Origin of the sequence: Pseudomonas mendocina, assembly GCF_003008615.1 — a bacterium.
GTDB lineage: Bacteria > Pseudomonadota > Gammaproteobacteria > Pseudomonadales > Pseudomonadaceae > Aquipseudomonas > Aquipseudomonas mendocina_C.
Window position 1 is genome coordinate 287,335 of the sequence record NZ_CP027657.1, and the last position, 25,786, is coordinate 313,120.

The 25,786-nt window shown below is 62.1% G+C and carries 27 protein-coding genes; 5 read left to right on the forward strand and 22 right to left on the reverse strand.

The genetic code is table 11. The features are described from left to right. Positions 1-133: 133 nt before the first annotated feature. From fabG to C7A17_RS01450, 5 genes are all read right to left on the reverse strand, one after another. Complete coding sequence (gene fabG / locus C7A17_RS01430; RefSeq protein ID WP_090426132.1) at positions 134-877, reverse strand: 3-oxoacyl-ACP reductase FabG; 744 nt, start codon at positions 875-877, stop codon at positions 134-136. 15 nt (positions 878-892) lie between these two features. Further along, positions 893-1,831: an ACP S-malonyltransferase gene (gene fabD / locus C7A17_RS01435; RefSeq protein WP_074941103.1), complete on the reverse strand. Its 939-nt coding sequence runs from the start codon at positions 1,829-1,831 to the stop codon at positions 893-895. 129 nt (positions 1,832-1,960) lie between these two features. Continuing rightward, complete coding sequence (gene plsX / locus C7A17_RS01440) at positions 1,961-2,971, reverse strand: phosphate acyltransferase PlsX (protein ID WP_106736331.1); 1,011 nt, start codon at positions 2,969-2,971, stop codon at positions 1,961-1,963. 3 nt (positions 2,972-2,974) lie between these two features. Continuing rightward, positions 2,975-3,157, reverse strand: coding sequence for a 50S ribosomal protein L32 (gene rpmF / locus C7A17_RS01445; RefSeq protein ID WP_003245185.1), 183 nt, complete (start codon positions 3,155-3,157; stop codon positions 2,975-2,977). A 13-nt stretch (positions 3,158-3,170) separates the two neighbouring features. Beyond that, positions 3,171-3,698 carry a YceD family protein gene (locus tag C7A17_RS01450; RefSeq protein WP_074675227.1) on the reverse strand — a complete coding sequence of 176 codons (528 nt, stop codon included), beginning with the start codon at positions 3,696-3,698 and terminating at the stop codon, positions 3,171-3,173. A 113-nt stretch (positions 3,699-3,811) separates the two neighbouring features. Between C7A17_RS01450 and C7A17_RS01455 the strand changes: the two genes are divergently transcribed. After that, positions 3,812-4,393 carry a Maf family protein gene (locus C7A17_RS01455; RefSeq protein WP_106736332.1) on the forward strand — a complete coding sequence of 194 codons (582 nt, stop codon included), beginning with the start codon at positions 3,812-3,814 and terminating at the stop codon, positions 4,391-4,393. A gap of 39 nt (positions 4,394-4,432) precedes the next feature. Here C7A17_RS01455 and sppA read toward each other — a convergent pair whose 3' ends face one another. The 3 genes from sppA to rluC are packed head-to-tail and all read right to left on the reverse strand — an operon-like array spanning position 4,433 to position 7,044. Beyond that, the gene (gene sppA / locus C7A17_RS01460; RefSeq protein WP_106736333.1) at positions 4,433-5,413 is read right to left on the reverse strand and encodes a signal peptide peptidase SppA; all 981 of its coding nucleotides are present in this window, start codon (positions 5,411-5,413) and stop codon (positions 4,433-4,435) included. Next, positions 5,403-6,098, reverse strand: coding sequence for an HAD-IA family hydrolase (locus C7A17_RS01465; RefSeq protein WP_106736334.1), 696 nt, complete (start codon positions 6,096-6,098; stop codon positions 5,403-5,405). Before C7A17_RS01465 ends, sppA begins: the two co-directional genes overlap by 11 nt. Further along, positions 6,091-7,044, reverse strand: coding sequence for a 23S rRNA pseudouridine(955/2504/2580) synthase RluC (rluC, locus tag C7A17_RS01470; RefSeq protein WP_106736335.1), 954 nt, complete (start codon positions 7,042-7,044; stop codon positions 6,091-6,093). Before rluC ends, C7A17_RS01465 begins: the two co-directional genes overlap by 8 nt. 581 nt (positions 7,045-7,625) lie before the next feature. On the opposite strand from rluC, the gene rne reads away from it, so the two are divergent. Further along, positions 7,626-10,634, forward strand: coding sequence for a ribonuclease E (rne, locus tag C7A17_RS01475; protein WP_106736336.1), 3,009 nt, complete (start codon positions 7,626-7,628; stop codon positions 10,632-10,634). An 87-nt stretch (positions 10,635-10,721) separates the two neighbouring features. On the opposite strand, the gene murB is transcribed toward rne, so the two are convergent. The 11 genes from murB to C7A17_RS01530 all read right to left on the reverse strand — a co-directional run bounded on the left by murB (position 10,722) and on the right by C7A17_RS01530 (position 20,850). Next, positions 10,722-11,741, reverse strand: a complete 1,020-nt coding sequence (murB, locus tag C7A17_RS01480) for a UDP-N-acetylmuramate dehydrogenase (protein ID WP_106736337.1) — start codon at positions 11,739-11,741, stop codon at positions 10,722-10,724. Further along, positions 11,738-12,202: a low molecular weight protein-tyrosine-phosphatase gene (locus tag C7A17_RS01485; RefSeq protein ID WP_106736338.1), complete on the reverse strand. Its 465-nt coding sequence runs from the start codon at positions 12,200-12,202 to the stop codon at positions 11,738-11,740. Before C7A17_RS01485 ends, murB begins: the two co-directional genes overlap by 4 nt. Further along, positions 12,202-12,966, reverse strand: a complete 765-nt coding sequence (kdsB, locus tag C7A17_RS01490) for a 3-deoxy-manno-octulosonate cytidylyltransferase (RefSeq protein WP_106736339.1) — start codon at positions 12,964-12,966, stop codon at positions 12,202-12,204. The genes C7A17_RS01485 and kdsB overlap by 1 nt, the downstream gene beginning before the upstream one ends. Then, the gene (locus C7A17_RS01495) at positions 12,967-13,152 is read right to left on the reverse strand and encodes a Trm112 family protein (RefSeq protein ID WP_013714804.1); all 186 of its coding nucleotides are present in this window, start codon (positions 13,150-13,152) and stop codon (positions 12,967-12,969) included. A gap of 19 nt (positions 13,153-13,171) precedes the next feature. Next, the gene (lpxK, locus tag C7A17_RS01500; protein WP_106736340.1) at positions 13,172-14,176 is read right to left on the reverse strand and encodes a tetraacyldisaccharide 4'-kinase; all 1,005 of its coding nucleotides are present in this window, start codon (positions 14,174-14,176) and stop codon (positions 13,172-13,174) included. Continuing rightward, positions 14,177-14,605: an ExbD/TolR family protein gene (locus tag C7A17_RS01505; RefSeq protein WP_106736341.1), complete on the reverse strand. Its 429-nt coding sequence runs from the start codon at positions 14,603-14,605 to the stop codon at positions 14,177-14,179. Next, on the reverse strand, positions 14,602-15,285 hold the full coding sequence (locus C7A17_RS01510) for a MotA/TolQ/ExbB proton channel family protein (protein WP_106736342.1): 684 nt from the start codon (positions 15,283-15,285) through the stop codon (positions 14,602-14,604). Before C7A17_RS01510 ends, C7A17_RS01505 begins: the two co-directional genes overlap by 4 nt. A gap of 70 nt (positions 15,286-15,355) precedes the next feature. After that, positions 15,356-17,578 carry a DNA internalization-related competence protein ComEC/Rec2 gene (locus C7A17_RS01515; RefSeq protein ID WP_106736343.1) on the reverse strand — a complete coding sequence of 741 codons (2,223 nt, stop codon included), beginning with the start codon at positions 17,576-17,578 and terminating at the stop codon, positions 15,356-15,358. Positions 17,579-17,652: 74 nt separating this feature from the next. Further along, positions 17,653-18,897, reverse strand: coding sequence for a lipoprotein-releasing ABC transporter permease subunit (locus C7A17_RS01520; protein ID WP_106736344.1), 1,245 nt, complete (start codon positions 18,895-18,897; stop codon positions 17,653-17,655). Then, positions 18,897-19,598, reverse strand: a complete 702-nt coding sequence (gene lolD / locus C7A17_RS01525; RefSeq protein WP_106736345.1) for a lipoprotein-releasing ABC transporter ATP-binding protein LolD — start codon at positions 19,596-19,598, stop codon at positions 18,897-18,899. The genes C7A17_RS01520 and lolD overlap by 1 nt, the downstream gene beginning before the upstream one ends. 4 nt (positions 19,599-19,602) lie before the next feature. Then, positions 19,603-20,850: a lipoprotein-releasing ABC transporter permease subunit gene (locus C7A17_RS01530; RefSeq protein ID WP_106736346.1), complete on the reverse strand. Its 1,248-nt coding sequence runs from the start codon at positions 20,848-20,850 to the stop codon at positions 19,603-19,605. 139 nt (positions 20,851-20,989) lie between these two features. On the opposite strand from C7A17_RS01530, the gene C7A17_RS01535 reads away from it, so the two are divergent. Genes C7A17_RS01535 through C7A17_RS01545 form a run of 3 tightly spaced genes read left to right on the forward strand, consistent with a single transcriptional unit; the run spans position 20,990 to position 22,602 of the window. After that, entirely contained in the window at positions 20,990-21,556 is a 567-nt protein-coding gene (locus C7A17_RS01535) for a PilZ domain-containing protein (protein ID WP_106736347.1), read from the forward strand. Positions 21,557-21,577: 21 nt separating this feature from the next. After that, a complete protein-coding gene (locus tag C7A17_RS01540; RefSeq protein WP_106736348.1) occupies positions 21,578-21,886 on the forward strand; it encodes a phosphodiesterase in 309 nt (102 codons plus the stop codon). Then, a complete protein-coding gene (locus C7A17_RS01545; RefSeq protein WP_106736349.1) occupies positions 21,883-22,602 on the forward strand; it encodes a glycerophosphodiester phosphodiesterase in 720 nt (239 codons plus the stop codon). The genes C7A17_RS01540 and C7A17_RS01545 overlap by 4 nt, the downstream gene beginning before the upstream one ends. A gap of 324 nt (positions 22,603-22,926) precedes the next feature. Here the strand turns inward: C7A17_RS01545 and sthA are convergent, their stop codons facing one another. The 3 genes from sthA to C7A17_RS01560 all read right to left on the reverse strand — a co-directional run bounded on the left by sthA (position 22,927) and on the right by C7A17_RS01560 (position 25,786). After that, a complete protein-coding gene (gene sthA, locus C7A17_RS01550; protein WP_106736350.1) occupies positions 22,927-24,321 on the reverse strand; it encodes a Si-specific NAD(P)(+) transhydrogenase in 1,395 nt (464 codons plus the stop codon). A gap of 215 nt (positions 24,322-24,536) precedes the next feature. After that, positions 24,537-24,761, reverse strand: coding sequence for a (Na+)-NQR maturation NqrM (gene nqrM / locus C7A17_RS01555; RefSeq protein ID WP_106736351.1), 225 nt, complete (start codon positions 24,759-24,761; stop codon positions 24,537-24,539). Next, complete coding sequence (locus C7A17_RS01560; RefSeq protein WP_106736352.1) at positions 24,758-25,786, reverse strand: FAD:protein FMN transferase; 1,029 nt, start codon at positions 25,784-25,786, stop codon at positions 24,758-24,760. Before C7A17_RS01560 ends, nqrM begins: the two co-directional genes overlap by 4 nt.

A 25,786-nucleotide genomic window follows, 5' to 3' on the forward strand; every position in this document is an offset into this window, starting at 1 on the left:
CCCCCAGGAACACTTCAACGATCTGTCTATAAACCTGTTGCAGCTTTATAACGGATTTTAGACAGCCACTATGACAGTTTTCTGATGGCTCGCGTCACATTCGAGAGCCTCCGATCATTCGAAGGCGCCCTTTTTAGCTCATGTACATACCGCCGTTCACCGGGATAGTAGCCCCAGTGACGTAACCTGCGCCATCGGAAGCCAGGAAACCGACCACCTTGGCGATCTCTTCTGCCTGACCCAGACGGCCCAGCGGAATCTGCGTCAGCAGCGCATCGCGCTGACCTTCCGGCAGTTCGCGAGTCATATCGGTGTCGATGAAACCAGGCGCTACCGAGTTGACCGTGATACCGCGAGAACCGACTTCACGCGCCAGGGCACGGCTGAAACCTTCCAGACCGGCCTTGGCTGCTGCGTAGTTGACCTGACCGGCATTGCCCATCGCACCGACCACGGAGCCAATATTGATGATGCGCCCGAAACGCGCCTTGGTCATGCCACGCAGCACGGCCTTGGACAGACGGTAGAGGCTGTTCAGGTTGGTGTTGATGACGTCATGCCACTCGTCGTCCTTCATGCGCAGCATCAGATTATCGCGAGTGATACCGGCGTTGTTGACCAGGATCAGCGGCTGACCAAGATGTTGCTGGATGTGTTCGAGGGTGGTGGCAACGGATTCGTCGTTACTCACATCGAGTACCAGGCCGGCACCTTCGACACCATTGGCCTTCAGGGTCTCGGCGATACGCTCGGCGCCCGATGGGCTGGTGGCGGTGCCGATGACGATGGCACCCTGACGACCCAGTTCCAGGGCGATTGCCTGGCCGATGCCACGGCTGGCGCCGGTAACCAGCGCGACCTTACCTTGCAGACTCATGTTCGTTCTCCTTTCTCAAGCCAACGCAGCACGAGCGGCAGCGAAAGCATCGGGGGTATCCAGGTTGTAAGTGTTGATGCCTTTGACGCAGCGCTTGTTCAGACCACTCAGCACCTTGCCGGGACCGCACTCGACCAGGTCGGTCACGCCCTGCTCGGACAGACGCACCATCGACTCGACCCAACGCACCGGGCTGTACAACTGCGCCAGCAAGTCGGCCTTGAGAGTGCCCAGATCCGATACCACTGCGGCACTGACGTTCTGTACCAGCGGAATCTGCGGTGCTTGCCAATTCAGGGCCTCGACCGACTCGGCGAAACGCTCGGCGGCAGGCTTCATCAGCGCACAATGCGACGGCACGCTGACCGGCAGCGCCATGGCGCGCTTGGCACCACGCGCCTTGCAGGCCTCGATGGCGCGCTCGACGGCAGCAGCGCTACCCGCGATCACCACCTGACCCGGCGCATTGAAGTTCACTGCACTGACCACATCGCCCTGCGCCGCCTCGGCGCAAGCAGCAAGCACGTCGGCATCTTCAAGACCGAGGATGGCGGCCATGCCGCCCTGCCCGGCCGGCACAGCCTGCTGCATCAACTGACCACGACGCTCCACCAGCTTCACGGCATCGGCAAAGCCAATGCTGCCAGCAGCCACCAGAGCGGAGTATTCACCCAGGCTATGACCGGCGACGAATGCCGGCTTGGCGCCGCCCTCGGCCTGCCACAGGCGCCACAAGGCGATGGAGGCGGTGAGAATGGCCGGCTGAGTCTTGTCGGTCTGATTCAGTTGCTCTTCCGGCCCTTGCTGGGTCAATGCCCAGAGGTCATAGCCGAGCGCTTCGGAAGCCTCGCCGAAGGTATCGAGCACCAGTTTCTGCTGGGCACCGTGATCGGCGAGCATGGCCAGGGCTTGCGAACCCTGACCGGGGAAGACGAATGCGAGGGATGCAGACATGAAAAAGTCCCTTGAGTCGAAAAAACCACACCAGAACGAATCCGGCGCAGAAAACTGACAGTTGGATGGCAGGCCGCGTGTCGCGGTCACATTCCAGGCGATGAGTCCCGGCCAGCGAAGGCGACGAGTCTACAACAACAAGTCTTCAAGTCGACCATGCAGTCGCTGCGGCAAATTCTCCTGCACCTCGCGCAACGCACAGCGAATGGCACTCTGGAAGCTCTCCTGCCCGGCCGCGCCGTGACTCTTGACCACGATGCCCTGCAGACCGAGGAAGCTCGCACCATTGTGTCTGGCTGGCGCCAGGTCGGCCTTGAGACGGCGCAGCAGCGGCATCGCCAAGGCACCAATCGCCTGAGCGAACAGTCCTTCGCTGAACAGTGTTTCGACCCTTCCGGTAATCATCTTGGCCAGGCCTTCGCTGGACTTGAGCAGGATATTGCCGACAAAACCGTCGCACACCACGACATCGGCTTCGCCGCGATACACCCCATCACCCTCTATATAGCCGATGAAGTTCAGCCCCTGAGCCTGCTGCAGCATATTGGCCGCCAGCTTGACCTGCTGATTACCCTTGATGTCTTCGGTGCCGACATTGAGCAAGGCGACCCGCGGCCGAGACACACCAAGCGTCTCGGCCGCCACAGCGCCCATGATGGCGAACTGGTAGAGGTGCTCAGCACTGCAATCGACGTTAGCCCCCAAATCCAGCAAGTAGCAGTGACCGCGCTCAGTGGGAATCGGGCTGACCATGGCCGGCCTGTCGATGCCCGGCAGCGTCTTCAGCACATAGCGCGACAACGCCATCAGCGCACCGGTATTGCCGGCGCTGACGCAGGCGTGCGCCTGGCGCTGACGCACCATTTCCAGCGCCACGCGCATCGAGGCATCGGGCTTGCCACGCAAGGCCTGGGCCGGACGCTCGTCCATGGCGATCACTTCGCTGGCATGATGAACCTGCAGGCGAGCGCGATCGACGCCGGAATGGCGAGCGAGCTGTTCTTCGATAAGGGGAGCTTGGCCGACAAGGGCCAGGTGTAGCGAGGGGAATTCGGCCAGCGCAGCAATGCAGGCCGGAACAATGCAGTGGGGACCGAAGTCCCCACCCATTGCATCAATCGCGATGATCGAGGCGGACAAGGATTACTCGTCAGCGCCCTTGTCGATCACTTTGCGGCCGCGGTACACGCCTTCCGGAGAAACGTGGTGGCGCAGGTGAACTTCACCGGTGCTCTTCTCTACGGACAGGGTGCTGGCCTCGAGAGCGTCGTGCGAACGACGCATGTCGCGGGCGGAACGGGATTTTTTGTTCTGCTGAACAGCCATAACTCATTAACTCCTAAACGTTTGGGTCACGCTTTAACTGCGCCAATACACTGAACGGGTTGGACCGCGATACCTCGTCCTCGCCTGGCTCGGGCTCATCGAGACCGTCCGGCTGCTGGCAATCACCTGGGGCATGAGCAGGAACGATCGGCAGGGCGAGAAGTAACTCTTCCTCGACCAGACCAAGCAGCTCCAGCGGCTCTTCGCCCACTTCCAGCACGTCGTAGCCCTTCGGCAAGGACTGAGTGTTCGCTCCAACCCGAACCACCGCGTATTCACACTCGCTGCGGATGGGTAGCGCGACCAGCTCCAGACAACGCTGGCAGACCATTTTGACCTCAACCTCGAGCTCACTGCGGATAACCACAGTTTTCTGCTCATCACGGGCGAAATGAAACTTCGCCTGCACCACGCCAGCCGTATCGGCAAGCGGGTCGCAGAGACGCTGCAGGCTGGCCAGTTCGAGCTGCCCTTCAAGGGTAGCTTCGCGGTCGGCGAGCTTGCGCGGATCAACGTGAGGTGGAATCGGCCCATTCAACATAGGCGCAGCATTCTAGGGATGCACCCTGCCTCTGTCAAAGGAAATTCAGCCTGTCAGCGCAGGGGCGAGGCCAGTAGAATTTGCCGCCCCTCTATATAAAGAAGGAAGAGACCGTGCCTGCACTGCTGCTCGCCTCCAGCTCACCCTATCGCCGCGAACTGCTCGACCGCCTGCAACTGCCCTTCACCTGGCAATCACCGAGCATCGACGAGACCCGCCGCGAAGATGAAGCCGCCATCGACCTGGTCAGGCGCCTGGCCGAGGAGAAGGCGCGCGCACTGGCCGAGCGATACACCGACCACCTGATCATCGGCTCGGATCAGGTCGCCGTACTCGGCGACGGACAGATTCTCGGCAAACCTCACGACCTGGAGCGCGCACAGAAGCAGTTGCGCGCCGCCAGCGGCAGCAGCGTGACCTTTCTCACCGGCCTGGCACTGTTAAACAGCCAGAGCGGTCGCTGCCAGGTCGATTGCGTGCCCTTTACCGTGCACTTCCGCTCGCTCAGCGACACGCAGATACTGCGCTACCTGCAACGCGAACAGCCATTCGACTGCGCCGGCAGCTTCAAATCCGAAGGACTGGGCATCAGCCTGTTCCGCAGCACCGAAGGCGAAGACGCCAGCAGCCTGATCGGCCTGCCTCTCATTCGACTGGTGGACATGCTGATCAACGAAGGAATAGACGTGCCGTAGGGTGCGCCATGCGCACCACTGACACACCTCGGCCGACCCTCAGCGCAGCGTCGGCCCCTGGAAGCCCATCCATAGCGCAATACGATCCGCGACACTGGTACCCAGGCGCTTGGCAAAACGATCGAACGGTGTATCACGCACAGTGAAGTCGACCAGCTCTTTCTCGCCAATCACTTCGCGTGCGACATAGCTGGCACTGCCCAGCGCATCGACCAACCCCAACTGCAGCGCCTGCTCGCCCGACCAGACCAACCCGGAGAACAGTTCGGGATGCTCGCCCACCTTCAGCCGCTCGCCACGCCCTTTCTTCACACTGTCGATGAACTGACGATGCGTGGTATCGAGAACGGTCTTCCAGAAACGGGTCTCTTCTTCCTTTTGCGGCTGGAAGGGATCGAGAAACGCCTTGTGCTCGCCCGAGGTGTAGACGCGACGCTCGACACCGAGCTTTTCCATCGTCTCGACAAAACCGAAACTGGCCGCGGTCACACCAATGGAGCCGACCAGACTGGCCTTGTCGGCATAGATCTCGTCCGCCGCACTGGCAATGTAATAGGCGCCCGAAGCACCAAGATCGGAGATCACCGCATACACCTTGGTTTGCGGATACTCGCCACGCAGACGGCGGATCTCGTCATAGATGTAGCCGGACTGCACCGGACTGCCGCCCGGGCTGTTGATGCGCAGGATCACACCCTTGGTACCAGTATCCTCGAAAGCGGCACGCAGACTACCGACCACCTTGTCCGCACTGGCCTCCTCGCGATCGGCGATCATCCCGCGAATCTCGATCAGTGCCGTATGCCCTTCGCTCGTCGAGGTCTTTTTCAGATCGAGGATCGGCAGGAACAGCACCAATGCGCCAAACAGATAGATGAAAGTCAGGAACTTGAAAAAAATCCCCCAGCGCCGCGAGCGTCGCTGCTCTTGCACACTGGACAACAAGGCCTTTTCCAGCAGCTTCCAGCTCTTGGCATCCTCGCCCTGGGAGGAGGCCGATGACTTCCACTCATCCGACATGTTCGCTCACCTTTGCTTCGCGCCGTAGCGGATGACTCTCCAGCCACGTACGCAGTTCATTGAATTGCTCGATAGCCAGGCGCGGGCCACACTCACGCAGCACCGACAGCGGCTGGGCACCGTACCCGACAGCAACGCTATCGACACCCGCATTACGCGCCATCAGCAGATCGAAAGTCGAATCCCCAACCATCAGCGCACGCTCAGGAGACACGTCACAGTGCGCCAGAATCTCGTGCAACATGCGTGGGTCAGGCTTGCCGGCAGTCTCATCCGCACAGCGAGTGATATCGAAATAGTCCAGCCATCCTTTATCCGCCAGCACACGATGCAGGCCATTGCGTCCTTTGCCCGTCGCCACCGCCAAGTGATAACCCTGCTCGCGAAATACCTCGAGCGACTCTTTCACACCCTCGAAAAGCGGCGAGGGCTCACGCTCCAACAACAGGTATTGCTCACTGTAGGCACGGCGGATGACTTCGAGTAGAGCCGGCTCATGGAGTTCCGGATAGAGGGTCTGGATGGCATGCCCCAATTCCAGACCGATAATGCCGCGCACCTCGGCGTCACTGCAGCGCACCAGGCCAACCACGTCAGCGGCACGATGCATGGCCTCGACAATACGGCCGATGGAATCCACCAAGGTGCCGTCCCAATCGAAGATCAGCAGCCGATAATCAGGCACTCAGGCGCTCCAGGGTTTTCGCCCACATTTCATCTACAGGCGCCTCAAGCTTCAACACACCACCATCAGGCAATGGCACATGCAGCTCATAGGCATGCAGGAACAGGCGCTTGCCACCCAGGTCGCGGATTTCACGAGTGAAATCGTCATCACCGTACTTGGAGTCACCCGCGATGGAGTGCCCGGCATGCTTGGCATGCACACGAATCTGATGGGTACGCCCGGTCACCGGCTTGGCTTCGACCAAGGTGGCGAACTCACCGAAACGGCGCAGCACACGAAATAGCGTCAACGCCTCCTTGCCCTCGCTATCGACCTCGACCATGCGCTCGCCAGAACGCAGGTTGCTCTTCTGCAACGGCGCGTTGATCTGCTTCTTGGCGGTTGCCCAGTGGCCACGCACCAAGGCCATGTAGCGCTTGTCGACACCATCGCCACGCAATTGCTCATGCAGATGGCGCAGCATGCTGCGTTTCTTGGCAATCATCAGCAGGCCCGAGGTATCGCGATCCAGACGATGCACCAGCTCCAGATCCTTGGCATCGGGACGCAGCTGACGGAACGCCTCGATCACCCCGTAATTCAAGCCACTACCGCCATGCACGGCAATACCGGCCGGTTTGTTCAGCACGATCAGCGCCTTGTCCTCATAGACGATGGCCGCCTCGAGGCGCTCGAGCAGCCCCTGCGCCAGCGGCTCAGGCTCATCGCGCTCGGCCAGACGCAGTGGCGGCACGCGCACGATATCGCCAGCCTGGAGTTTGTATTCGGGCTTGATCCGCCCCTTGTTCACACGCACCTCGCCCTTGCGCAAGATGCGGTAAATCAAGGTCTTGGGCACACCTTTGAGCTGTGTCCTGAGGAAGTTGTCGATGCGTTGGCCGGCGAGTTCCGGTGCAACCTCGATCAGCTGAACGCCGGAGGTTGGAGAGGCAGGAGTAGTCATCGCGCAATCATAACAATTTTTTATGGAATTGAAGCACTTAATCATTACTGATATAGTCGCGAACGCCGCCAAAAGCGGCCTGGCCTGCGGATGATCGCCAACCTTGCCATCCCCTGCCCGCGCAAACCATTCAGGACGTGAGGCCGTCCGACGGATTCTTCAGAGTTAGAAAGGCCGCGAAGTGGTCGCGAAGAGTTCGGAAATAACGCCTTGAGTATGATGCGCGACTCGCCCTGACAAGGCGGTCGCGGTAAATGACAACCGCTGCGGAATCCGCGCGCGGCACCCGATTTTCAGCGATACGTGTAGGGTGGAGATGTACAACTGTCGGCCTGCGTAGCCCTGGCTTGATCAAAGACGCCTCATCTCGTCCGCGACCTTCAGTTGATTCCTCTTCCTGACTGAGTGCTTTCTGTCACCACAGCAAGCAGGAGACGTCCGTCGCGACCGCCACCTCTGATGACTGGCCGTCGCTCGACAGTGGAACGATTTACGACCGTTTCTGACGCGCCTGACACCGACCCTGAGAGTCGTGTGTGCCTAACGTGGCTTCCGGTAGCCCCGGAATCCATTGGTACCACATGAAAAGAATGCTAATTAACGCAACTCAGCCCGAAGAGTTGCGTGTTGCCCTGGTAGATGGCCAAAAACTCTACGATCTGGACATCGAGTCCGGCGCCCGCGAACAGAAGAAGGCCAATATCTACAAAGGCCGCATCACTCGCGTCGAACCCAGCCTCGAAGCAGCCTTCGTCGACTTCGGCTCCGAACGTCACGGCTTCCTCCCCCTCAAAGAAATCTCCCGCGAATATTTCTCCAAGTCTCCTGAAGGCGGCCGCGTCAACATCAAGGACGTGCTCAAGGAAGGCCAGGAAGTCATCGTCCAGGTCGAGAAAGAAGAACGCGGCAACAAGGGCGCAGCCCTGACCACCTTCATCAGCCTCGCAGGTCGTTACCTGGTACTGATGCCGAACAACCCGCGTGCCGGTGGCATTTCCCGCCGCATCGAAGGCGAAGAGCGCAACGAACTGCGCGAAGCACTGAACGGCCTCAATGCGCCGGCCGACATGGGTCTGATCGTGCGTACTGCCGGCCTGGGCCGCTCCAGCGAAGAAATGCAGTGGGATCTCGACTACCTGCTGCAACTGTGGAGCGCCATCAAGGAAGCCTCCACCAGCCGCCCTGCCCCGTTCCTGATCTATCAGGAATCCAACGTCATCATCCGCGCCATCCGCGACTACCTGCGCCAGGACATCGGCGAAGTCCTGGTCGATAGCGTCGAAGCCCAGGAAGAAGCCCTGAGCTTCATTCAGCAGGTGATGCCGCAGTACGCCAGCAAGATCAAGCTATACGAGGACAGCGTACCGCTGTTCAACCGGTTCCAGATCGAAAGCCAGATCGAAACCGCCTTCCAGCGTGAAGTGAAGCTGCCGTCCGGCGGCTCCATCGTCATCGACCCGACCGAAGCCCTGGTTTCCATCGACATCAACTCGGCGCGCGCCACCAAAGGCAGCGACATCGAGGAAACCGCCCTGCAGACCAACCTGGAAGCGGCTGAAGAAATCGCCCGCCAACTGCGCCTGCGCGACATCGGCGGCCTGATCGTCATCGACTTCATCGACATGACTCCGGCCAAGAACCAGCGCGCCGTCGAAGAGAAGGTGCGTGAAGCCCTGGAAGCTGACCGCGCCCGCGTTCAGGTCGGCCGCATTTCGCGCTTCGGCCTGCTGGAAATGTCCCGTCAACGCCTGCGTCCGTCCCTGGGTGAAACCAGCGGCATCGTCTGCCCGCGTTGCAACGGCCAAGGCATCATCCGCGACGTCGAGTCCCTGTCGCTGGCCATCCTGCGTCTGATCGAAGAAGAAGCCCTGAAGGATCGCACCGCCGAAGTCCGCGCCCAGGTACCGATCCCGGTCGCCGCGTTCCTGCTCAACGAGAAGCGCAACTCGATCACCAAGATCGAACTGCGCACCCGTGCGCGCATCGTGATCCTGCCGAACGACCACCTGGAAACGCCGCATTTCGAAGTGCAGCGTCTGCGTGACGACAGCCCGGAAGCACTGAGCGGCCAGACCAGCTACGAAATCGCCGCCACCGCGGAAACCGAAGAAGCGACCGCCCACCCGGCCGCCGCCACGCGCACCCTGGTTCGCCAGGAAGCCGCGATCAAGGCCGCCCCGCGCAGCAGCGCCCCGGTCGCAGCCGAGCCGCAAGCGCCGCTGGCCCCGACCAAGGCGCCGGAGCCGAGCCTGTTCAAAGGCCTGGTAAAGTCGCTGGTCAGCCTGTTCGCCGGCAAGGAAGAAGAAGCCAAGCCTGCGGTCGTCGAGAAGAAGAGCAGCGAGCGTCCGCCGCGCGAAGAGCGCCGCAACGGTCGCCAGCAAAGCCGCAATCGTGGCGGCCGTCGCGACGAAGAGCGCAAGCCGCGCGAAGAACGCGCCCCGCGTGAAGAGCGTGCTCCGCGTGAAGAACGTGCCCCGCGCGAGCCGCGTGAAGGCCAGGAAAACCGCCGCGAGCGCAAGCCGCGTGAAGAGCGTGCCCCGCGTGAAGAACGCGTACGTGAACTTCGCGAACCGCTGGACGCCACCAGCAGCGAGCAACGTGAAGAGCGCGCCGAGCGTCAGCCACGTGGCGAGCGCCAGGAGCGTCAGCGTCCGCCGCGCGAAGAGCGTCAGCCGCGTGCCGAGCAGGCAGAAGCCCTGCAGGACGAAGCGCTGCCGAACAACGAAGAGCAACTGCAAGACGACGAGCAGGAAAGCAACGATGGCGAGCGTCCACGTCGTCGCTCCCGTGGTCAGCGTCGCCGCAGCAACCGTCGTGAGCGTCAGCGTGATGCCGACGGTAACCTGATCGAAAACGCCGAAGCTGATGAAGGCGAAAGCCAGGTCGCAGCCGCCGCTACCGTTGCTGCCGCCGCGGTCGTCGCCGAAAGCGTCGAGAGCAGCGCCAGCATCGCTAGCGAAGAAGCCCCTGCAGCCGCCGAGCCAGCCCCGGTCGAAGCCCCCGTGACTCCGGTCGTTGAGCAAGCAGCAGTTGTCCAGGAACAAGAGCCTGGCGCAAGTGAAACCAGCGAAACCGTCGTAGCCGCGGAAGTCGTCGAGGCTGCCGAGCAACCTGCTGCCATTGTCGAGACCGAAGTTGCACCGGTCGCACCAGCACCGGCACAGGTCGACGTCCCAGAGCCCGTCGCTCAGCCGGAAGTCGCTGCTCAGGTAGAGATCGAGCTGGCCGCGCCAGAACAGACTCCAGCTGTAGCCGAAGCCCCCGTCGAAGCCGCACCCGCCGCTCCGATCGCTGGTGGTCGCGCGCCCAACGACCCGCGCGAAGTGCGTCGTCGCAAGCGTGAAGCCGAGCGTCTGGCCCGCGAAGCCGCCGAAGCAGCTGTCGTTGCGCCGGTAGCCGAGGCAGCTCCTGCTGTCGTGGAAAGCGCTCCAGTGGAAGCAGAAGCCGCCGTGGTCGAGGCCACTCCGGCAGCCGAAGCCAGTGCTGAAGTCGCGCCAGCCAGCAGCGAGCAGGCTGCAAGCGAAGTCGTCGAGCAGCCGCAGCAGGAAGAAGCAAGCAGCGAGAAGGAAGAGGCCAAGCCTCAGGTTTGATCCTTAAGCGGCAATGAAAAAGGGGGATGCCATGGCATCCCCCTTTTCATTTCTGTAGCAGCGAACGCCTACAGAGAGCGCAAACCATCAAAGGACGTTGGGCTCGATTTCCAGCACGACACCGAAACGCGTCAATACATCAGCCTGAATGCGCTGCGCCAACTGCAGCAACTGCTCGCCACTGGCGCCACCATAATTGACCAGCACCAATGCCTGCAGACGATGCACGCCGGCATCGCCCTCGCGAAAGCCCTTCCACCCTGCCCTCTCGATCAACCAGCCAGCTGCCAGCTTGACCAAACCCTCACCAGCCGGATAGCTGACCAGATCGGCATGCTCCGCGCGAATCTGCTCGGCCAGCTCGAAGGACACCACAGGGTTCTTGAAGAAACTGCCAGCGTTACCCAGTTCGGCCGGATTCGGCAGCTTCTCGCTACGGATCGCGCAGATCGCCCGACTGACGTCACTCGCTGTTGGCGCTTCGATTCCCATCTCCACCAGGCGCTGGCGCACCGGGCCATAATCCAGGCGCAACGAGGCCAAGCGGCTCAACTGGAAGCGCACGCGCAGAATCAACCAGCGTCCAGACTCGCGCTTGAACAGACTGTCACGGTAGGCGAAGGCACATTCGTCCAGCGTGAAGTCCCGAAGCTCGCCAGTCTGTCGATCCAACGCGCTGAGACCAGCGAACAGATCCTTGATCTCCACGCCATAGGCGCCGATGTTCTGCATAGGAGCCGCGCCAACGGTGCCAGGAATCAGGCTGAGGTTTTCCAAACCGCTCAGCCCTTGCGCCAGGCTCCACTGTACGAAGGGATGCCACGGCTCGCCGGCCTCGGCCTCCAGCAACACCCGCTCGCCGTCATCGCTGAGGAGACGGATGCCACGGCTGGCCATGCGCAGCACCAGCGCCTCGACATCACGAGTGAGCAGCAGGTTGCTGCCACCACCAATCACCAGCAGCGGCAAATTCCGCTGCGCCGCCAGGCTCAATGCCTCGCGTACATCCTCATCGTCATGCGCCTCGGCGAACAGCCGAGCCCGCACATCGACCCCGAAACTGTTGAAGGCCTTGAGCGAAACGTCACTCTGCAGATTCAGGCTCACAGACGCCCCTTGATTTCGACCAGCAACGCATCACTGGCCTGCTCGATCAGATCCAGTACCTGCTCGAAACCATCTTCCCCGCCGTAATAAGGGTCAGGCACTTCATCCAGGGCCAATTCGTAACGGCGCAGATACAGGTCGAGATCGGCACGGGCATTGGCTGGACGCAATGCCTGCAGGTTGCGCAAGTTGCTCTGATCCATGGCCAGGATCAGGTCGAAACGCTGAAAGTCGGCAGTCTCGACCTGGCGTGCACGCTGCGCGGACAGGTCATAACCACGGCGGAGGGCGGCCTGGCGTGTACGACTGTCCGGCGCCTTGCCAACGTGCCAATCGCCGGTACCGGCGGAATCCACCTGCACGCGCTCCTCCAGTCCCGCAGCACGTAGCTTGTGGCGAAAGACGCCTTCGGCAGTAGGCGAGCGGCAGATGTTGCCCAGACAGACGAAGAGAACCTTCATCAGGCCCCCAACAGGTGACGCACCCGCTCCAGGTCTTCGGCCGTATCGACCCCAGCGGCCGGCGCTTCGAGAGCATCGGCTACGTGGATACGCACGCCGTGGTACAGCGCACGAAGCTGCTCCAGGCACTCGGTGTCTTCCAGCCAGCACGGGCCCCAGGACACGAAGTCATGCAGGAAACCGGCGCGGTAGGCATAGATGCCGATATGGCGACGATAAGGCACGCCTTCAGGCAGGACATCACGCGTCCTGGCAAAGGCGTCGCGCGCCCAGGCCAGCGGTGCGCGGCTGAAGGTCAGGGCCAGGCCGTTCTTGTCGGCGACTACCTTGACCACATTGGGGTTGAACAGCGCAGTGACATCCTCGATGGGCTCGGCCAGGGTGGCGATAGCGGCCTGCGGATTGGCGGCCAGGTTGGCCGCCACCTGATCGATGATCACGGGAGGGATCAGCGGCTCATCGCCCTGCACGTTGACCACGATGGCATCGGCAGGCAAACCGAGCTGGGTGGCGACTTCAGCCAAGCGATCAGTACCTGAATTGTGATCCACGCGAGTCAGCAGTACCTCGGCACCGAATGCCTGGCAGGCCTCGACGATGCGCGCATCATCGGTGGCCACGACCACTCGGCTGGCCGAACTCTTTCTGGCCTGCTCCCAGACGTGTTGCACCATGGGCTTTCCGGCAATGTCCTGCAGCGGCTTGCCGGGCAAACGGGTGGAGGCGTAACGGGCGGGGATGACGACGGTAAAGGCTGCGCTCATTTACTTGTCCAGACGCTCATCGGTATTCAGGGTGCGTGCTTCGCTTTCCAGCATCACCGGGATGCCATCGCGGATCGGGTAGGCCACGCCAGCGCCCTTACTGATCAGTTCGGTCTTGTCTTCGGAGAGTTGCAGAGGGCCCTTGCAGATCGGGCAGGCGAGGATATCGAGCAGTTTAAGGTCCATGGCGGAGTCCTTGATGGGGTTACGTACGCCCCGGTATGAGGCGGGCCAGCTGTCCATCCAGCCAATCGACGAAGGCCGTCGTGGGCACGGCATCGACGGCCAGGTACCACCAGTCGGCAGCGGCGAAGGCCCGGCATTTCACCGCATCCTTCTCGGTCATCAGCAGCGGCAGCGACGGCTCGAAGCTGAGCCTGGCGGCGTCGTACTGGGCATGGTCGGCGAAGGGATGCGGAACCGGCCGCCAGTTTAGCGCTTCGAGGGTATTGAAGAAACGTTGCGGGTTGCCGATGCCGGCGACGGCATGCACGGCCTGACCCGGAGGGAAATGATCGAGTGCCACACGCTCACCACTGGCCAGATTCACCAACGCCGTCGGTTGCAGACGAAAAGCGAAACCCTCCTCGCGGTCAGACTCGGCGCCGTTGAGCAAGACCGCATCGACTTCGCTCAGACGCTCAGCAGGTTCACGCAGTGGCCCGGCCGGCAGGCAGTGACGATTGCCCAGACCACGGGCGGCGTCGATCAATACCAGCTCCAGGTCACGTGCCAGGCGGTAGTGCTGCAGGCCGTCGTCGCAGAGGATCAGATCCAGCGGTTCTTCGGCCAGCAGCGCGCGCACGGCACGGCTGCGATCCGGGTCGATCATCAGCGGCACGTCCGTACGCTGCACGATCAACAGAGGTTCGTCACCCGCCTGCGCTGCAACGTGCTCGCTGCGTACCCGCCAGGGCAGGCTCGGCGGCTTGGCGCCATAACCACGACTGACCACGCCGACACGTAGCCCACGTGAGCGGCAGTGCTCGATCAGAAAGAGGATCAGCGGCGTCTTGCCAGTGCCACCAACGGTGATATTGCCCACCACCAGCACCGGTACCGGCGCACGGTAGATATCCCCCTCGCCAGCCAGAAACCGGGCGCGCTTGCCCTGAACCACACGGCGGTACAGCCATTCCAGCGGACGCAGCAGCGCGAGGGCCGGATGGCCTCGGTACCAGGCATCGAGCAGGCGATCGGCGGCGCTCACTCAGGGGGCTTCCTGTGCTTCCACCGTGGTGATGCGCAGGTGCGAAAAACCCAGCTTGCCAGCCGCATCCATGGCAGTGATCACCGCCTGATGCGGCGTCTTGCCATCGGCGCTGATGGTCAGCGGCAGGCTGTTGTCGCCGTCGGACTCTTTCTGCAACGCGGCCATGAGGTTGCTCAGGTTGCTCTCCAGCAGCGCCTGGCCATTCACCGAAAAGGCACCGTCGGCGCTGACCAGAATCTCCAGCTGCTTGAGAGCGGTCTGCTCTGGCGGCGTGCCGCTGGCCGCTTCGGGCAGATCCACCTTGAGCTGGGTCTCGCGGGTGAAGGTGGTGCTGACCACGAAGAACAGCAGCAGGATGAACACCACATCGATCAGTGAGGCCAGGTTGATCTCGACGTTCTCACGCCGACTACGCCGGAACTTCACGCTTTGCGTCCTTCCTTGCGACCCGGTTTCTCGGCGGTGGCAGCAGGGGCCGGGGCATCGCTCATATCGACCTCACGGTCGCCCTGCAGCATTTCCACCAGTTTGATCGCTTCCTGCTCCATACCCACCACCAGTTCGTCGACACGACGGGTGAGGAAACGATGGAAGAACAGTGCCGGAATCGCCACGATCAGACCGGTTGCTGTGGTGATCAGCGCCTTGGCAATGCCGCCGGCGAGCATCTGGGTATTGGCACCACCGGTCGTGCCCATGAAGGCGCCGAAAATATCGATCATCGCCAGCACGGTGCCGAGCAAGCCGAGCAGCGGCGCAATACCGGCAATGGTGCCGAGGGCATTGAGGTAGCGCTCAAGATCATGAATGACACGAGCGGCGGCCTCTTCGATGCACTCCTTCATGACCTCGCGGCCATGCTTGGAGTTGGCCAGACCGGCAGCGAGGATCTGACCGAGCGGCGAATGCCCACGCAGTTCCTTGAGCTTCTGGTTGTTCAGCTTCTTGTCCTTGATCCACTGCCACACCTGGGCCAGCAGGTTGGCCGGGGCGACACGGGAAGGACGCAGGGTCCACAGGCGCTCGGCAATGATGCCGGCAGCAGCGATGGAGCAGAGAATGATCGGCAGCATCACCCAGCCGCCGGACTTGACCAGTTCCCACACGGTATAGATTCCCCCTCGAAAAAGTGGCGCCACTCTAGCACAGCCCCTTCCTGACGCACCGCTGCGGTTCTCATTTTTCCCGCCAGAAACGCCTTTGCTCACGCAAGCCGTTGACCTCTCCATAAGTGCCCAGCCATAGCATCAGAGCGCCCTGCTCAGCGGTATCGTGCAACACCACGTCACGCGCGATATAACGCGCCACCACCTGAGGGTGGGGATGACCGAAGCTGTTGTGCCGGCCACGCGACAACAGCCCGCCATGCGGCGCGACAGCGTTGAGAAAGCCCGGGCTCGATGAGCTGCGGCTACCATGGTGCGGCACCAGCAGCCATTCAGCCTGGGCTGGTAGCTCACTGCCCAGCAATGCCCGCTCGGTGCGACTGTCGATGTCGCCAGTCAGCAGCAGGCTCTCGCCCTGGGCACTGACCCGCAGGACGCAGGAACTCGGGTTACCCGGCCCGCCCTCAGCCCAGCGCCACAGCTGAAACTCGACGTCATCCCACTGCCAGCGCTGAGCGGTACAGGGTTCGGCCTGCAGTCCAGGCGCCAGGCGCTCCACCTCGCCACTGCGCACCAGGGCAACGGGCAAGCCATCAACGATGGCACCGGCCCCGCCAGCATGATCATTGTCAGCGTGACTGAGCAGCAGCAAATCCAGGCGCCGCACATCGAGCGCACGCAACGACGGCAAGACCACACGCTCACCCATGTCGAAGTCACCGAAACTCGGCCCTGCATCGTAGAGCAGCGCGTGCTCACGGGTACGCACCAGCACCGACAGGCCCTGCCCTACATCGAATACCCATACCTGCGCCAACCCATGTGGCACAGGCTTGCTCTGCACGAGCAGTGCCGGCAGCAATAGAAACAACCCGGGCAGACGCAACGGCACGCCCGATGGCAGCAGCAACAAGGCTGCTCCCAACACAGCCAGCAGCAACGCCCACCAGGGCACACTCGACGGCAGCCAGGCTGGCAACCACGACGCGATCTGTCCCAGCATGAGAAACAGCAGCGCCAACAACCCGCCCGCCAGCGTCAGCAACCCTTCACCCAACCAGGGAATGGGCAGCAGCAGTGTTCCCAGCAAGGCTAGCGGCACAACCAGTACACCCACCCAGGGCACGGCAATCAGATTGGCCAACGGCCCGCTGGCGCTGACCGGCAACCCCAACGCCAACATCGCTGGCAACAGGCCGAAAGCCATTGTCCACTGCGCACGCCCCAGACTCCGCCAGGCACTCCAACTACCCAGGCGCCCCGCGAAGACCACTATCAGCACGGCAACCGCAGCGAACGACAACCAGAAGCCTGGCTGCAACACCGCTAGTGGCTCGGCCAGCAGCACCACCACCAACGCCAGCAGCAATGGCCACCAGACACCCAGATGACGGAAGCGCAAACGCCACAGCAGCACCAGCGCGATCATCACGCAAGCACGCCGCACCGGCACCTCGAAACCAGCCATCAGTCCGTAGGCCAGAGCCCCACTCAATGCCAACACGCAGGCACAGGGCAACCAAGGCCAACGTCGCGGCCACAAGCCCAGGCGGGCCAAGCCTGCCACCAGACCATAGAGCAGACCGGCCAGCATGGTGATGTGCTGACCGGAAATGACCATCAGATGCACCGTGCCGGTATGCTGCAACAGACGCCAGTCGGCGGTGCTCAGGCCCGAACCGTCACCCAGCACCAGCGCGGCAAGACCGCCGGCGCGGCCGAAGGCCTCCACCTCGAGCAGATGCTGACGCACCTGATCACGCCAGGCCCCCAGCCCACCCGCCTCGCTCAGGCGCTGCCCGGTCTTGACCGTACCGGTGGCCCCGATGCGCTGCGCCAGCAACCAGGCCTCGTAGTCGAAGGCCTGCGGATTCACCAGACCATGGGGTTGACGCAGACTGACCGCCAGACGCCAGCGCTCCCCACCGCGAATCTCCGGCCCATTGCGCCAGGACAGGCGGATCAGTTGCGGCAGTTCGCCGCGACGTGACAACGCATCTTCGAGCTGAAAACGCACCACGCCATTGGCGACGGCTGGCAACCCGACCACCTGCCCTTCCAACCACAGGGTGCGGCCATCGAGCGCTGGCGCCAGTCGATCATCCAGCGCCCACTGCGCCGAGGTGCAGGCCCAGGCCATGCCCAGCAGGAAAAAACCGATTAGGTAGAGGCGAGAGGCCAACAGTGCAAGGCCCAGCGCTGCACAAACGAGCAACAACCAGGCTGGCGGCAATGCCGGAAGGAATCGAAGTGACAATAAGCCCAAAGCGAGCGCCAGCATCCCTGCGCGCATTGCTGTGCTCCCTGCACATGGGCCGATCTGGCCCGACGAACAGAAGTGTAGCCCGGATAAATCCGAGCTAACCGCTATTCGTAACGCAGCGCCTCGGCAGGCTGCACCTGAGCGGCGCGCCAGGACGGGTAGACCGTCGCCAGGAAGCTCAGGATCAGCGCTGCTGAGCAGATCAGCGCCACATCGAGCCATTGCAGATCGGACGGCAGGCTGCTGATGAAGTAGACATCGGAGCTGAGCACTTGCTGCCCAGCGAAGGATTCCAGCCAGGCCACCAGGGCACTGACGTTGAGCGCAGCGAGCACGCCTAGCACAGTGCCGATCAGCGTACCGACCACGCCGATCACGCTACCCTGCACCATGAAGATCGCCATGATCTGCCGCGGCGTGGCACCGAGGGTGCGCAGGATGGCGATATCACCGCCCTTGTCGGCCACCACCATGATCAGTGTGGCGATGATGTTGAATGCAGCGACGGCGACGATCAGCAGCAGCAACAGGCCGATCATGGTCTTTTCCATCTTCATCGCGCTGAACAGACTGCCCTGGGTGTGCGTCCAATCATCGGCGCGGTAACCGTCCCCCAGTGACGCAACCAGCGCCTTGGACACCTGCGGCGCCTGGTACAGATCCTTCAGCGCCAGACGGATGCCCGGCACCGTGCCTTCCGGCAGGCGCTGCATGGCGGCGGCATCGGCGACGTTGATCAACGCCAGCGAGCTATCCAGCTCGGCACCGACCTTGAACACTGCCGCCACGTTCAAGCGTTGCATGCGCGGGGTAATGCCACCGGGAGCATTGCTCAGCTCGGGAATGATCAGGGTCAGCTTGTCGCCCACCTGCAGGCCGAAACGCCGCGCGGTGATATCGCCGATGACCACGCCGAACTCACCGGGCTGCAGATTGCTCAGGCTGCCCTGACGGATATGGTCGGGCAGGATCGACACCTTGGCCTCCTCGGCCGGGTCGATGCCATGGATCTGGATCGGCTGCATCAACCCACGATGCGACAGCATGCCTTCGAGCTCGGCATAGGGCGCGGCAGCCTGCACCTGCGGGTTGCTCATGGCCTTGTCGGCCAGGGCGCGCCAATCGGCGACCGGTTCGGCGCCATAGAGCATGGCGTGCGGCACCATACCGAGAATGCGCGAGCTCATTTCCTTCTGGAAACCATTCATCACCGACAGCACCACGATCATCGCCAGCACGCCGAGCGCCAGGCCGATCATCGAGGTCAGCGAAATGAAGGAAATGAAGTGGTTGCGGCGCTTGGCCCGCGTGTAGCGGGTGCCGATGAACAGGCTCAGCGGACGGAACATCAGAGGCTCACCAGCTTGCCGTCCTGCAGGCTCAGCACGCGATCCATCTGCCGCGCCAGCTGCATGTCGTGGGTCACCACCAGGAACGCGGTATTGGAATCTCGGCTGAGCTCGCGCATCAGCTCCTGAATACCTTCGGCGGTATGTTGGTCAAGGTTACCGGTGGGCTCATCGAGCAGCACCAGGCCCGGACGATTAACCAGGGCACGCGCGATGGCCACACGCTGACGCTCGCCACCGGACAACTCGGAGGGTTTGTGATTCAAGCGATGCCCCAGCCCGACTCGCTCAAGCAGCGCGGTCGCGCGCTGGCGGGCCTCGGCAATTGGCGTCTTGCCGATCAGCAGCGGCATGCAGGCATTTTCCAGCGCGGTGAACTCGGCCAGCAGGTGGTGGAACTGATAGACGAAGCCCAGTGCGCGGTTGCGCAACAGGCCACGTGCAGTCTCGCTGAGCGCCGACAATTGCTCGCCCGCCAGCCATACGCTGCCTTCGCTCGGCGTATCCAGGCCACCGAGCATGTTGAGCAGCGTGCTCTTGCCAGAGCCGGAGCTACCGACGATGGCCACGCGCTCGCCGGGAAACAGCTCCAGCTCGAGCCCATCGAGCACCACCACGGACTCGGGGCCCTCTTCGTAGCGCTTGCCCAGGTTACGGCAGCTCAGGACAGCGTTGCGCGGATTCTTGGCTTGGTCGTTCATCAGATCACTCATAACGCAGGGCCTCGGCCGGCTGGGTACGCGCAGCACGCCAGGCAGGATACAGGGTGGCGAAGAAGCTCAGCAGCAGCGCCGCCGCGCAGACGCTAACCACATCGGAAGTCTGCAGCTGCGAGGGCAGGTAGTCGATGAAGTAGACGTCGGCATTGAGGAATTTGATGCCCAGCAGACGTTCGATAGCGGCGATCAGACTGCTGATGTTGAGCGCCGCAAGAATGCCGAGCACGGCGCCGATCAGGGTACCGACCACGCCGATTACCGTGCCCTGCACCATGAAGATGGCCATTATCTGCCGCGGCGTGGCGCCCAGGGTACGCAGGATGGCGATATCAGCCTTCTTGTCCGCCACCACCATCACCAGCGTGGAAATGATGTTGAACGCAGCCACCGCGACGATCAGCAGCAGCAGCAGGCCGATCATGGTCTTTTCCATGCGGATGGCCTGGTAGAGGTTACCGTGGGTGCGAGTCCAGTCACGGGCGTAGAAGTCGCCATCGAGGCTCTGGGCGATCTCCCAGGCAGCGCGCGGCGCCTGGAACAGGTCGTCGAACTTCAGGCGCAGCCCCTGCACCTGATCCGGCTGCCAGCGCTGCAGACGCGCCAGGTCGCTGATGTTGGCCAATGCCAGGGCACCGTCGATCTCGCCGGCGCCGACATGGAAGATACCGGTGACGGTGAAACGCTTCAGGCGTGGGAACATACCCGCCGGGGTCACGGTGACCTCGGGGGCGACGAAGGTGACCTTGTCACCGAGCTTGAGGCCCAGCTTGGCCGCGGCCTTGTCGCCGATGATCATGGCGAATTCGCCGGCCTGCAACGTATCCAGGCTGCCCTGCTGGAAGAAGCCGTCGATGATCGACACCTTGCGCTCCTGCTCGGGATCGATGGCGTTGATCAGCACCTTCTGCACCTTGCCCTCATGCGTGAGCAGGCCTTGCATCTGGGTGAACGGCGCCACGGCCTCGACCCGCGCGTGCTGTTCGACCTGGCGTGCCAGTGCCTGCCAGTCCTTCACCGGCGTTGGCGACTCGACCGTGGCATGCGGAATCATCCCCAGCACGCGGGTGCGCATTTCATGGTCGAAGCCGTTCATCACCGACAACACCAGGATCATCACCATCACCCCCAGGGTGAGGCCGAGCATGGAGGTCAGGGAAATGAAGGAAACGAAGTGGCTTCGTCTTTTTGCGCGCGTGTAACGCGTACCGATGTATACGAACAGAGGTCTGAACATGTCGGGAAGGGTCAGGGGAAAAAGGAACGTCCTTGTGGCGGGCCCTGGCGAGCGGCCTTACACTCAGAACCAGTACGAGCCCGCTACGTGGCGGATCGTCAACGAGTTCTCTGACCACCACCGCTGCCATGGGTTCGCCATGTCGACATACGATGTAGATGATCGCCGCGAATACTATCGTATCGAGGATACGATCGCACTGGAATTCACCCTGCTCTCTGGCGCAGCGGCGCACTCCAGTGACGTGCTTCACGATGCCTCGCCGCTGTTCAATCTGCTTAGCGACCTGCATCTGATGGACTTCGAGTCACAGCACCTGCTGCGTCATATCAGCGAACGCGATCGCACCCTGGCCAACTACCTAAAAGTGATCAACAAGCGCATCGATCTGCTTGGCCAGGCCGTGGCGCAGAGCTTGCTGCGCGATATCGGCTCACCACGCAAGGTGTCGCTGTCCGAAGGTGGCATCAGCTTCAACAATGCCCAGCCCGTGCCCGAATACAGCCACCTGGCGATCAAGATGGTGCTGATGCCACAGGCGCTCGGTCTTCTGCTGCGCGCCCGGGTGGTGCACTGCAGCCAGCGCGCCGACGGCCAATATGAAATCGGCACGGAGTTCGAAGCGTTGACCGACTCACAGCGTCAACTGCTTGCTCGGCATATCCTGCAGAGACAGGCCCTGGAGCGTCGCCAGGCCCGTGAGTGATCGCTGTTCAGGAGCCCCATCATGCATCGCTTCGTTCTTCTGCTTGCCCTGCTCGCCCCCACCCCACTGTTCGCTGAAACCCTGACCATCCCGGTGGGCACCCAGGGTGCAGATCTCGATGAGCGCAACCTGCCGCACAAAGGCGAGTCCAAACGCTCGGTGCTGGAACGCTTCGGCCTGGCTGACGAGGAACATGCACCTGTCGGCCAGCCACCGATCACTCGCTGGGACTACCGCGAGTTCAGTGTCTATTTCGAATACGATCACGTGATCAACAGCGTGCGCCATCACCGCGCGCGTCACCTCGACCCCGCCAAGGAGCAACAGTGACTCTTATCTACGGCCATCGCGGCGCCAAGGGCGAAGCCCCGGAAAATACCCTGGCCAGCTTCCAGCGCTGCCTGGAGCATGGTGTCGACCGCTGCGAACTGGATCTGCACCTGTCACGCGACGGCGAGCTGATGGTCATTCACGACCCGACACTCAAGCGCACGACCGGGCTACGCGGCAAGGTGGTCGAACATGACGCAGCCGATCTGGTGCGCTACGACGCACGCAAGAGTGGCCCTGGCTGGGTTCGCCCCTGCCCGATTCCGCGCCTGGATGATTTGTTCGAGCAGTGCCGCTTCGAGCACTGGCAACTGGAGGTCAAGAGTGCCTCGAAGATCCGCGCCGCCCGCACCGTGCTGGCCATCGCCGAACTGGTCGAACGCCATGGCCTGAAAGATCGCATCACCATCACCTCCAGCTCACGTGCCGTGCTCAAGGCCGCACGCGAACTGACGCCCCATCTACAGCTGGGCCTGGTAGCAGAATATGCCTGGCTCGATCCGCTGAAGGTCGCCGCCCATTATGGCTGCCACCTACTGGCGCTGAACTGGACGCTATGCACCCCGGAGCGCTTGCTCAAGGCGCAGAAACAGGGATTGCATGTGTCGGTGTGGACGGTCAACGAACCAGCGCTGATGCGCCGCCTGGCCGATTTCGGCGTCGACAGCATCATCACCGATTTCCCCGGTCTGGCAGCGCATACGCTGCGCGGATGAAAGCCGAGAAATATCCGGGTGAGGTGCGCCGTGCGCACTGAAACCCCGCGCGAACGTCATCGGTGCGCACGACCTGGGCGGCTCCGCGTCCCCCTACAAAGGCCATCCGCGCCAGACATCAAGCCTTATTAGGCAATGTCCAAACCTTCGCTCCCGGATTGCATCCAGGATACCCACCAACAAGAATGAAAAAACCGGCCCAAGAGCCGGTTTTTCTTTGCTGCCGCCTGAGATGCTAGAAGCTCTCCCGATTCGGCCAGCGCCATTCGGAAGCTACCACCCAGCCTGTCTCCCCGACCGGCTCAGGCCGCCGGCCGGAGCCGCTCAAAAAAGCCGGTTGAGGCCGTCGAACGCCGCCACTCGATAGGCTTCCGCCATGGTCGGGTAGTTGAAGGTGGTGTTGATGAAGTACTTGATGGTGTTGGCTTCACCCTTCTGATTCATGATCGCCTGACCGATGTGGACGATCTCCGAAGCCTGGTAACCGAAGCAGTGCACACCTAGCACTTCCAGGGTTTCACGGTGGAACAGGATCTTCAGCATGCCCACCGGTTCGTGGGAAATCTGTGCCCGCGCCATGCCCTTGAAGAAAGCCTTGCCCACTTCATAAGGCACCTTGGCCTGAGTCAGCTCGCGCTCGGTTTTACCAATGGAGCTGATCTCGGGAATGGTGTAGATGCCGGTAGGCACATCATTGACGAAACGCCAGCTGCCATTGTCGACGATGCTGCCGGCGGCCGAACGCCCCTGGTCGGAGGCAGCGCTGGCCAGACTCGGCCAGCCGATCACGTCACCGGCAGCGTAGATGTTGCCGACTTCGGTGCGGTAGTGCTCGTCAACCTGGATCTGGCCACGGCTGTTGACCTTGATACCGATGTTCTCCAGACCCAGCAGGTCGGTGTTGCCGGTACGCCCGTTACACCACAACAGCGCATCGGCCTTGATCTTCTTGCCCGATTTGAGGTGCAGGATGACCCCGTTGTCCAGCCCCTCGATGCGCTCGTAGTCTTCGTTGTGGCGAACCAGCACGTTGTTGTTACGCAGGTGATAACCGAGCGCATCGGAGATTTCTGCATCAAGGAAGCTGAGCAGTTGGTCGCGGTTGTCGATCAGATCCACCAGCACGCCCAGACCACTGAAGATCGAGGCGTACTCGCAACCGATGACGCCTGCTCCGTAGATGATCAGACGGCGCGGCGTGTGACCGATGCTGAGAATGGTGTCGCTGTCATAGATACGCGGATGGCGGAAGTCGACATCCGCCGGGCGATAAGGCCGCGAGCCGGTGGCAATGACGACGTTCTTGGCGACCAGTTTCTCGACCGCACCGTTGAGGCAGACCACTTCGACGGTGTGCTCGTCGGAAAAGCTGGCAGTACCGAAATAGGTGTCGATGCGGTTGCGCGCGTAGTAGCCAGTACGCGAGGTGACCTGCTTGGCGATCACTTTCTCGGCGCTTTTGAGTACATCAGGGAAGGAGAACCAGCGCGGCTCGCCGATCTGGCGAAACATCGGATTGGTGTTGAACTGCATGATCTGCCGCACCGAGTGACGCAGCGCCTTGGAAGGAATGGTGCCAAGGTGGGTGCAGTTGCCGCCGACCAGGGGACGATTATCCACCACCGCCACCTTGCGCCCGGCCTTGGCCGCGTTCATCGCCGCGCCCTCGCCCGCAGGCCCGGAGCCCAGCACCACTACGTCATAGTTGTAGACCGCCATCTAGCACTCCTCAAATTGTTGCGCCCCAGCACCAACCGCCGGCATGCGCCAGGCCATTGGTGGGCGTGGATTATCGCGGGCCGCATGACGACTGGCAAAAACTTCCGGGGAAAATCTTCGCAGTCGCTCACCATGATACCCAGAGTGGCCGCCCTGATTGGCCAGCCACAGGAATCGGAACGCGCAGCATGACTCATCTGCGCGTTGTCCTGCCATTATCGTTTGGTCGCGTCGTAGGCCAGGCTGCTGTCAGCCTCGTCCTCGGCATTGGCTTCTTCGCACTTGGTGCGATCACCACCGCAGATGGAGCATTCCTTCTCGATCCCCAGGTTGGCGATACCGCCGCAGGAACCGGCAATCGGCTTGCGCCCCATGAGCACGCCGACGGCCATGCCAAGCACGACCAGCAGCATGATGACGAATACCAGTAACCAGGTCATGGTTTCTCTCCTTGCGCTCCGAAAAGCGCATCGAATGCCGGCGTGCTGCGAGTGCTGAAACCTTCACCCTCACGGGTAATGAAGAAGGCGGCAATCTGCTCACGTTCGGCGAATGCATAGCCCCGATCCGGGCCAAGCACCATTAATACGGTAGACAACCCATCGGCATGCAGCGCCGACGGAACGATGACGGTGACAGCCGCCAGACGGTGATTGATCGGCGCCCCGCTCGACGGATCGAGGGTGTGCGAGTAGCGCTGACCGTTCTCCTCGAAGTAGTTGCGGTAGTCACCGGAAGTGGAAACCCCGTAACCATCCAGCTCGATGATCCGCTGCGCCACACGCTGATCGTCACGCGGCTCTTCCAGCGCGATTCGCCAGGGCGAGCCATCGGGCTTGCGCCCCACGGCCTTGAGTTCACCGGTAGCCTCGACCATATAACTGCGGACACCTTTGCGATGGAGCAGTTCACCAATGCTGTCCACGGCATAGCCGGCGGCGATGGCATTGAAATCCACCTCCACAGCGGCGTCTTTGCACAGTTGTTGTCCGTCGATACGCAGGTGCTCGTGCCCTACGCGCTGGCGCACTTCGGCCAGGGCTTCGGCACTCGGCACGCGCTCGCCCTGCCCTTTGGGGCCAAAGCCCCAAAGGTTGAGTAGCGGCTCCAGGGTCAGGTCGAAGGCACCGTCACTGACCTGCGACAGCTCCTTGCCATAACGCACCAGCATCAACACCGGCTCGGGCATGGTCTGACAGGTTCCGGCCGGCGCATCGTTGAAGCGCTCGATATCGGAATCCTTGCGGTAGGTGGACATCTGCTCGTCCAGCTCGGCGAGAAACGCTTCCACCTCGAGCTGCAGCTCATGGGGTTGCGGCGCACCGGAACTGCGCACGTACTTCACCGTGTAGGTACTGCCCATGGTCGGGCCGCCAAAGCTTTCCAGGGTGTCGGAAAACAAGCAGCCCGTCAGGGCTGCCGCTAATGCGGCAGCGATGACGGGCTTGATGATGCGTAGGGCCAT

Bases quoted from the DNA above. Each gene is read 5' to 3' on its own strand.
- rne (WP_106736336.1), top strand. From the start codon at position 7,626: ATGAAAAGAATGCTAATTAACGCAACTCAGCCCGAAGAGTTGCGTGTT.
- C7A17_RS01515 (WP_106736343.1), bottom strand. From the start codon at position 17,578: ATGCGCGCAGGGATGCTGGCGCTCGCTTTGGGCTTATTGTCACTTCGA.
- C7A17_RS01535 (WP_106736347.1), top strand. From the start codon at position 20,990: ATGTCGACATACGATGTAGATGATCGCCGCGAATACTATCGTATCGAG.
- fabG (WP_090426132.1), bottom strand. From the start codon at position 877: ATGAGTCTGCAAGGTAAGGTCGCGCTGGTTACCGGCGCCAGCCGTGGC.
- sthA (WP_106736350.1), bottom strand. From the start codon at position 24,321: ATGGCGGTCTACAACTATGACGTAGTGGTGCTGGGCTCCGGGCCTGCG.
- fabD (WP_074941103.1), bottom strand. From the start codon at position 1,831: ATGTCTGCATCCCTCGCATTCGTCTTCCCCGGTCAGGGTTCGCAAGCC.
- rpmF (WP_003245185.1), bottom strand. From the start codon at position 3,157: ATGGCTGTTCAGCAGAACAAAAAATCCCGTTCCGCCCGCGACATGCGT.
- nqrM (WP_106736351.1), bottom strand. From the start codon at position 24,761: ATGACCTGGTTACTGGTATTCGTCATCATGCTGCTGGTCGTGCTTGGC.
- kdsB (WP_106736339.1), bottom strand. From the start codon at position 12,966: ATGAGCGCAGCCTTTACCGTCGTCATCCCCGCCCGTTACGCCTCCACC.
- C7A17_RS01495 (WP_013714804.1), bottom strand. From the start codon at position 13,152: ATGGACCTTAAACTGCTCGATATCCTCGCCTGCCCGATCTGCAAGGGC.
- C7A17_RS01560 (WP_106736352.1), bottom strand. From the start codon at position 25,786: ATGGCCCTACGCATCATCAAGCCCGTCATCGCTGCCGCATTAGCGGCA.
- lolD (WP_106736345.1), bottom strand. From the start codon at position 19,598: ATGAACGACCAAGCCAAGAATCCGCGCAACGCTGTCCTGAGCTGCCGT.
- C7A17_RS01450 (WP_074675227.1), bottom strand. From the start codon at position 3,698: ATGTTGAATGGGCCGATTCCACCTCACGTTGATCCGCGCAAGCTCGCC.
- C7A17_RS01485 (WP_106736338.1), bottom strand. From the start codon at position 12,202: ATGAAGGTTCTCTTCGTCTGTCTGGGCAACATCTGCCGCTCGCCTACT.
- C7A17_RS01530 (WP_106736346.1), bottom strand. From the start codon at position 20,850: ATGTTCAGACCTCTGTTCGTATACATCGGTACGCGTTACACGCGCGCA.
- rluC (WP_106736335.1), bottom strand. From the start codon at position 7,044: ATGACTACTCCTGCCTCTCCAACCTCCGGCGTTCAGCTGATCGAGGTT.
- C7A17_RS01520 (WP_106736344.1), bottom strand. From the start codon at position 18,897: ATGTTCCGTCCGCTGAGCCTGTTCATCGGCACCCGCTACACGCGGGCC.
- C7A17_RS01540 (WP_106736348.1), top strand. From the start codon at position 21,578: ATGCATCGCTTCGTTCTTCTGCTTGCCCTGCTCGCCCCCACCCCACTG.
- sppA (WP_106736333.1), bottom strand. From the start codon at position 5,413: ATGTCGGATGAGTGGAAGTCATCGGCCTCCTCCCAGGGCGAGGATGCC.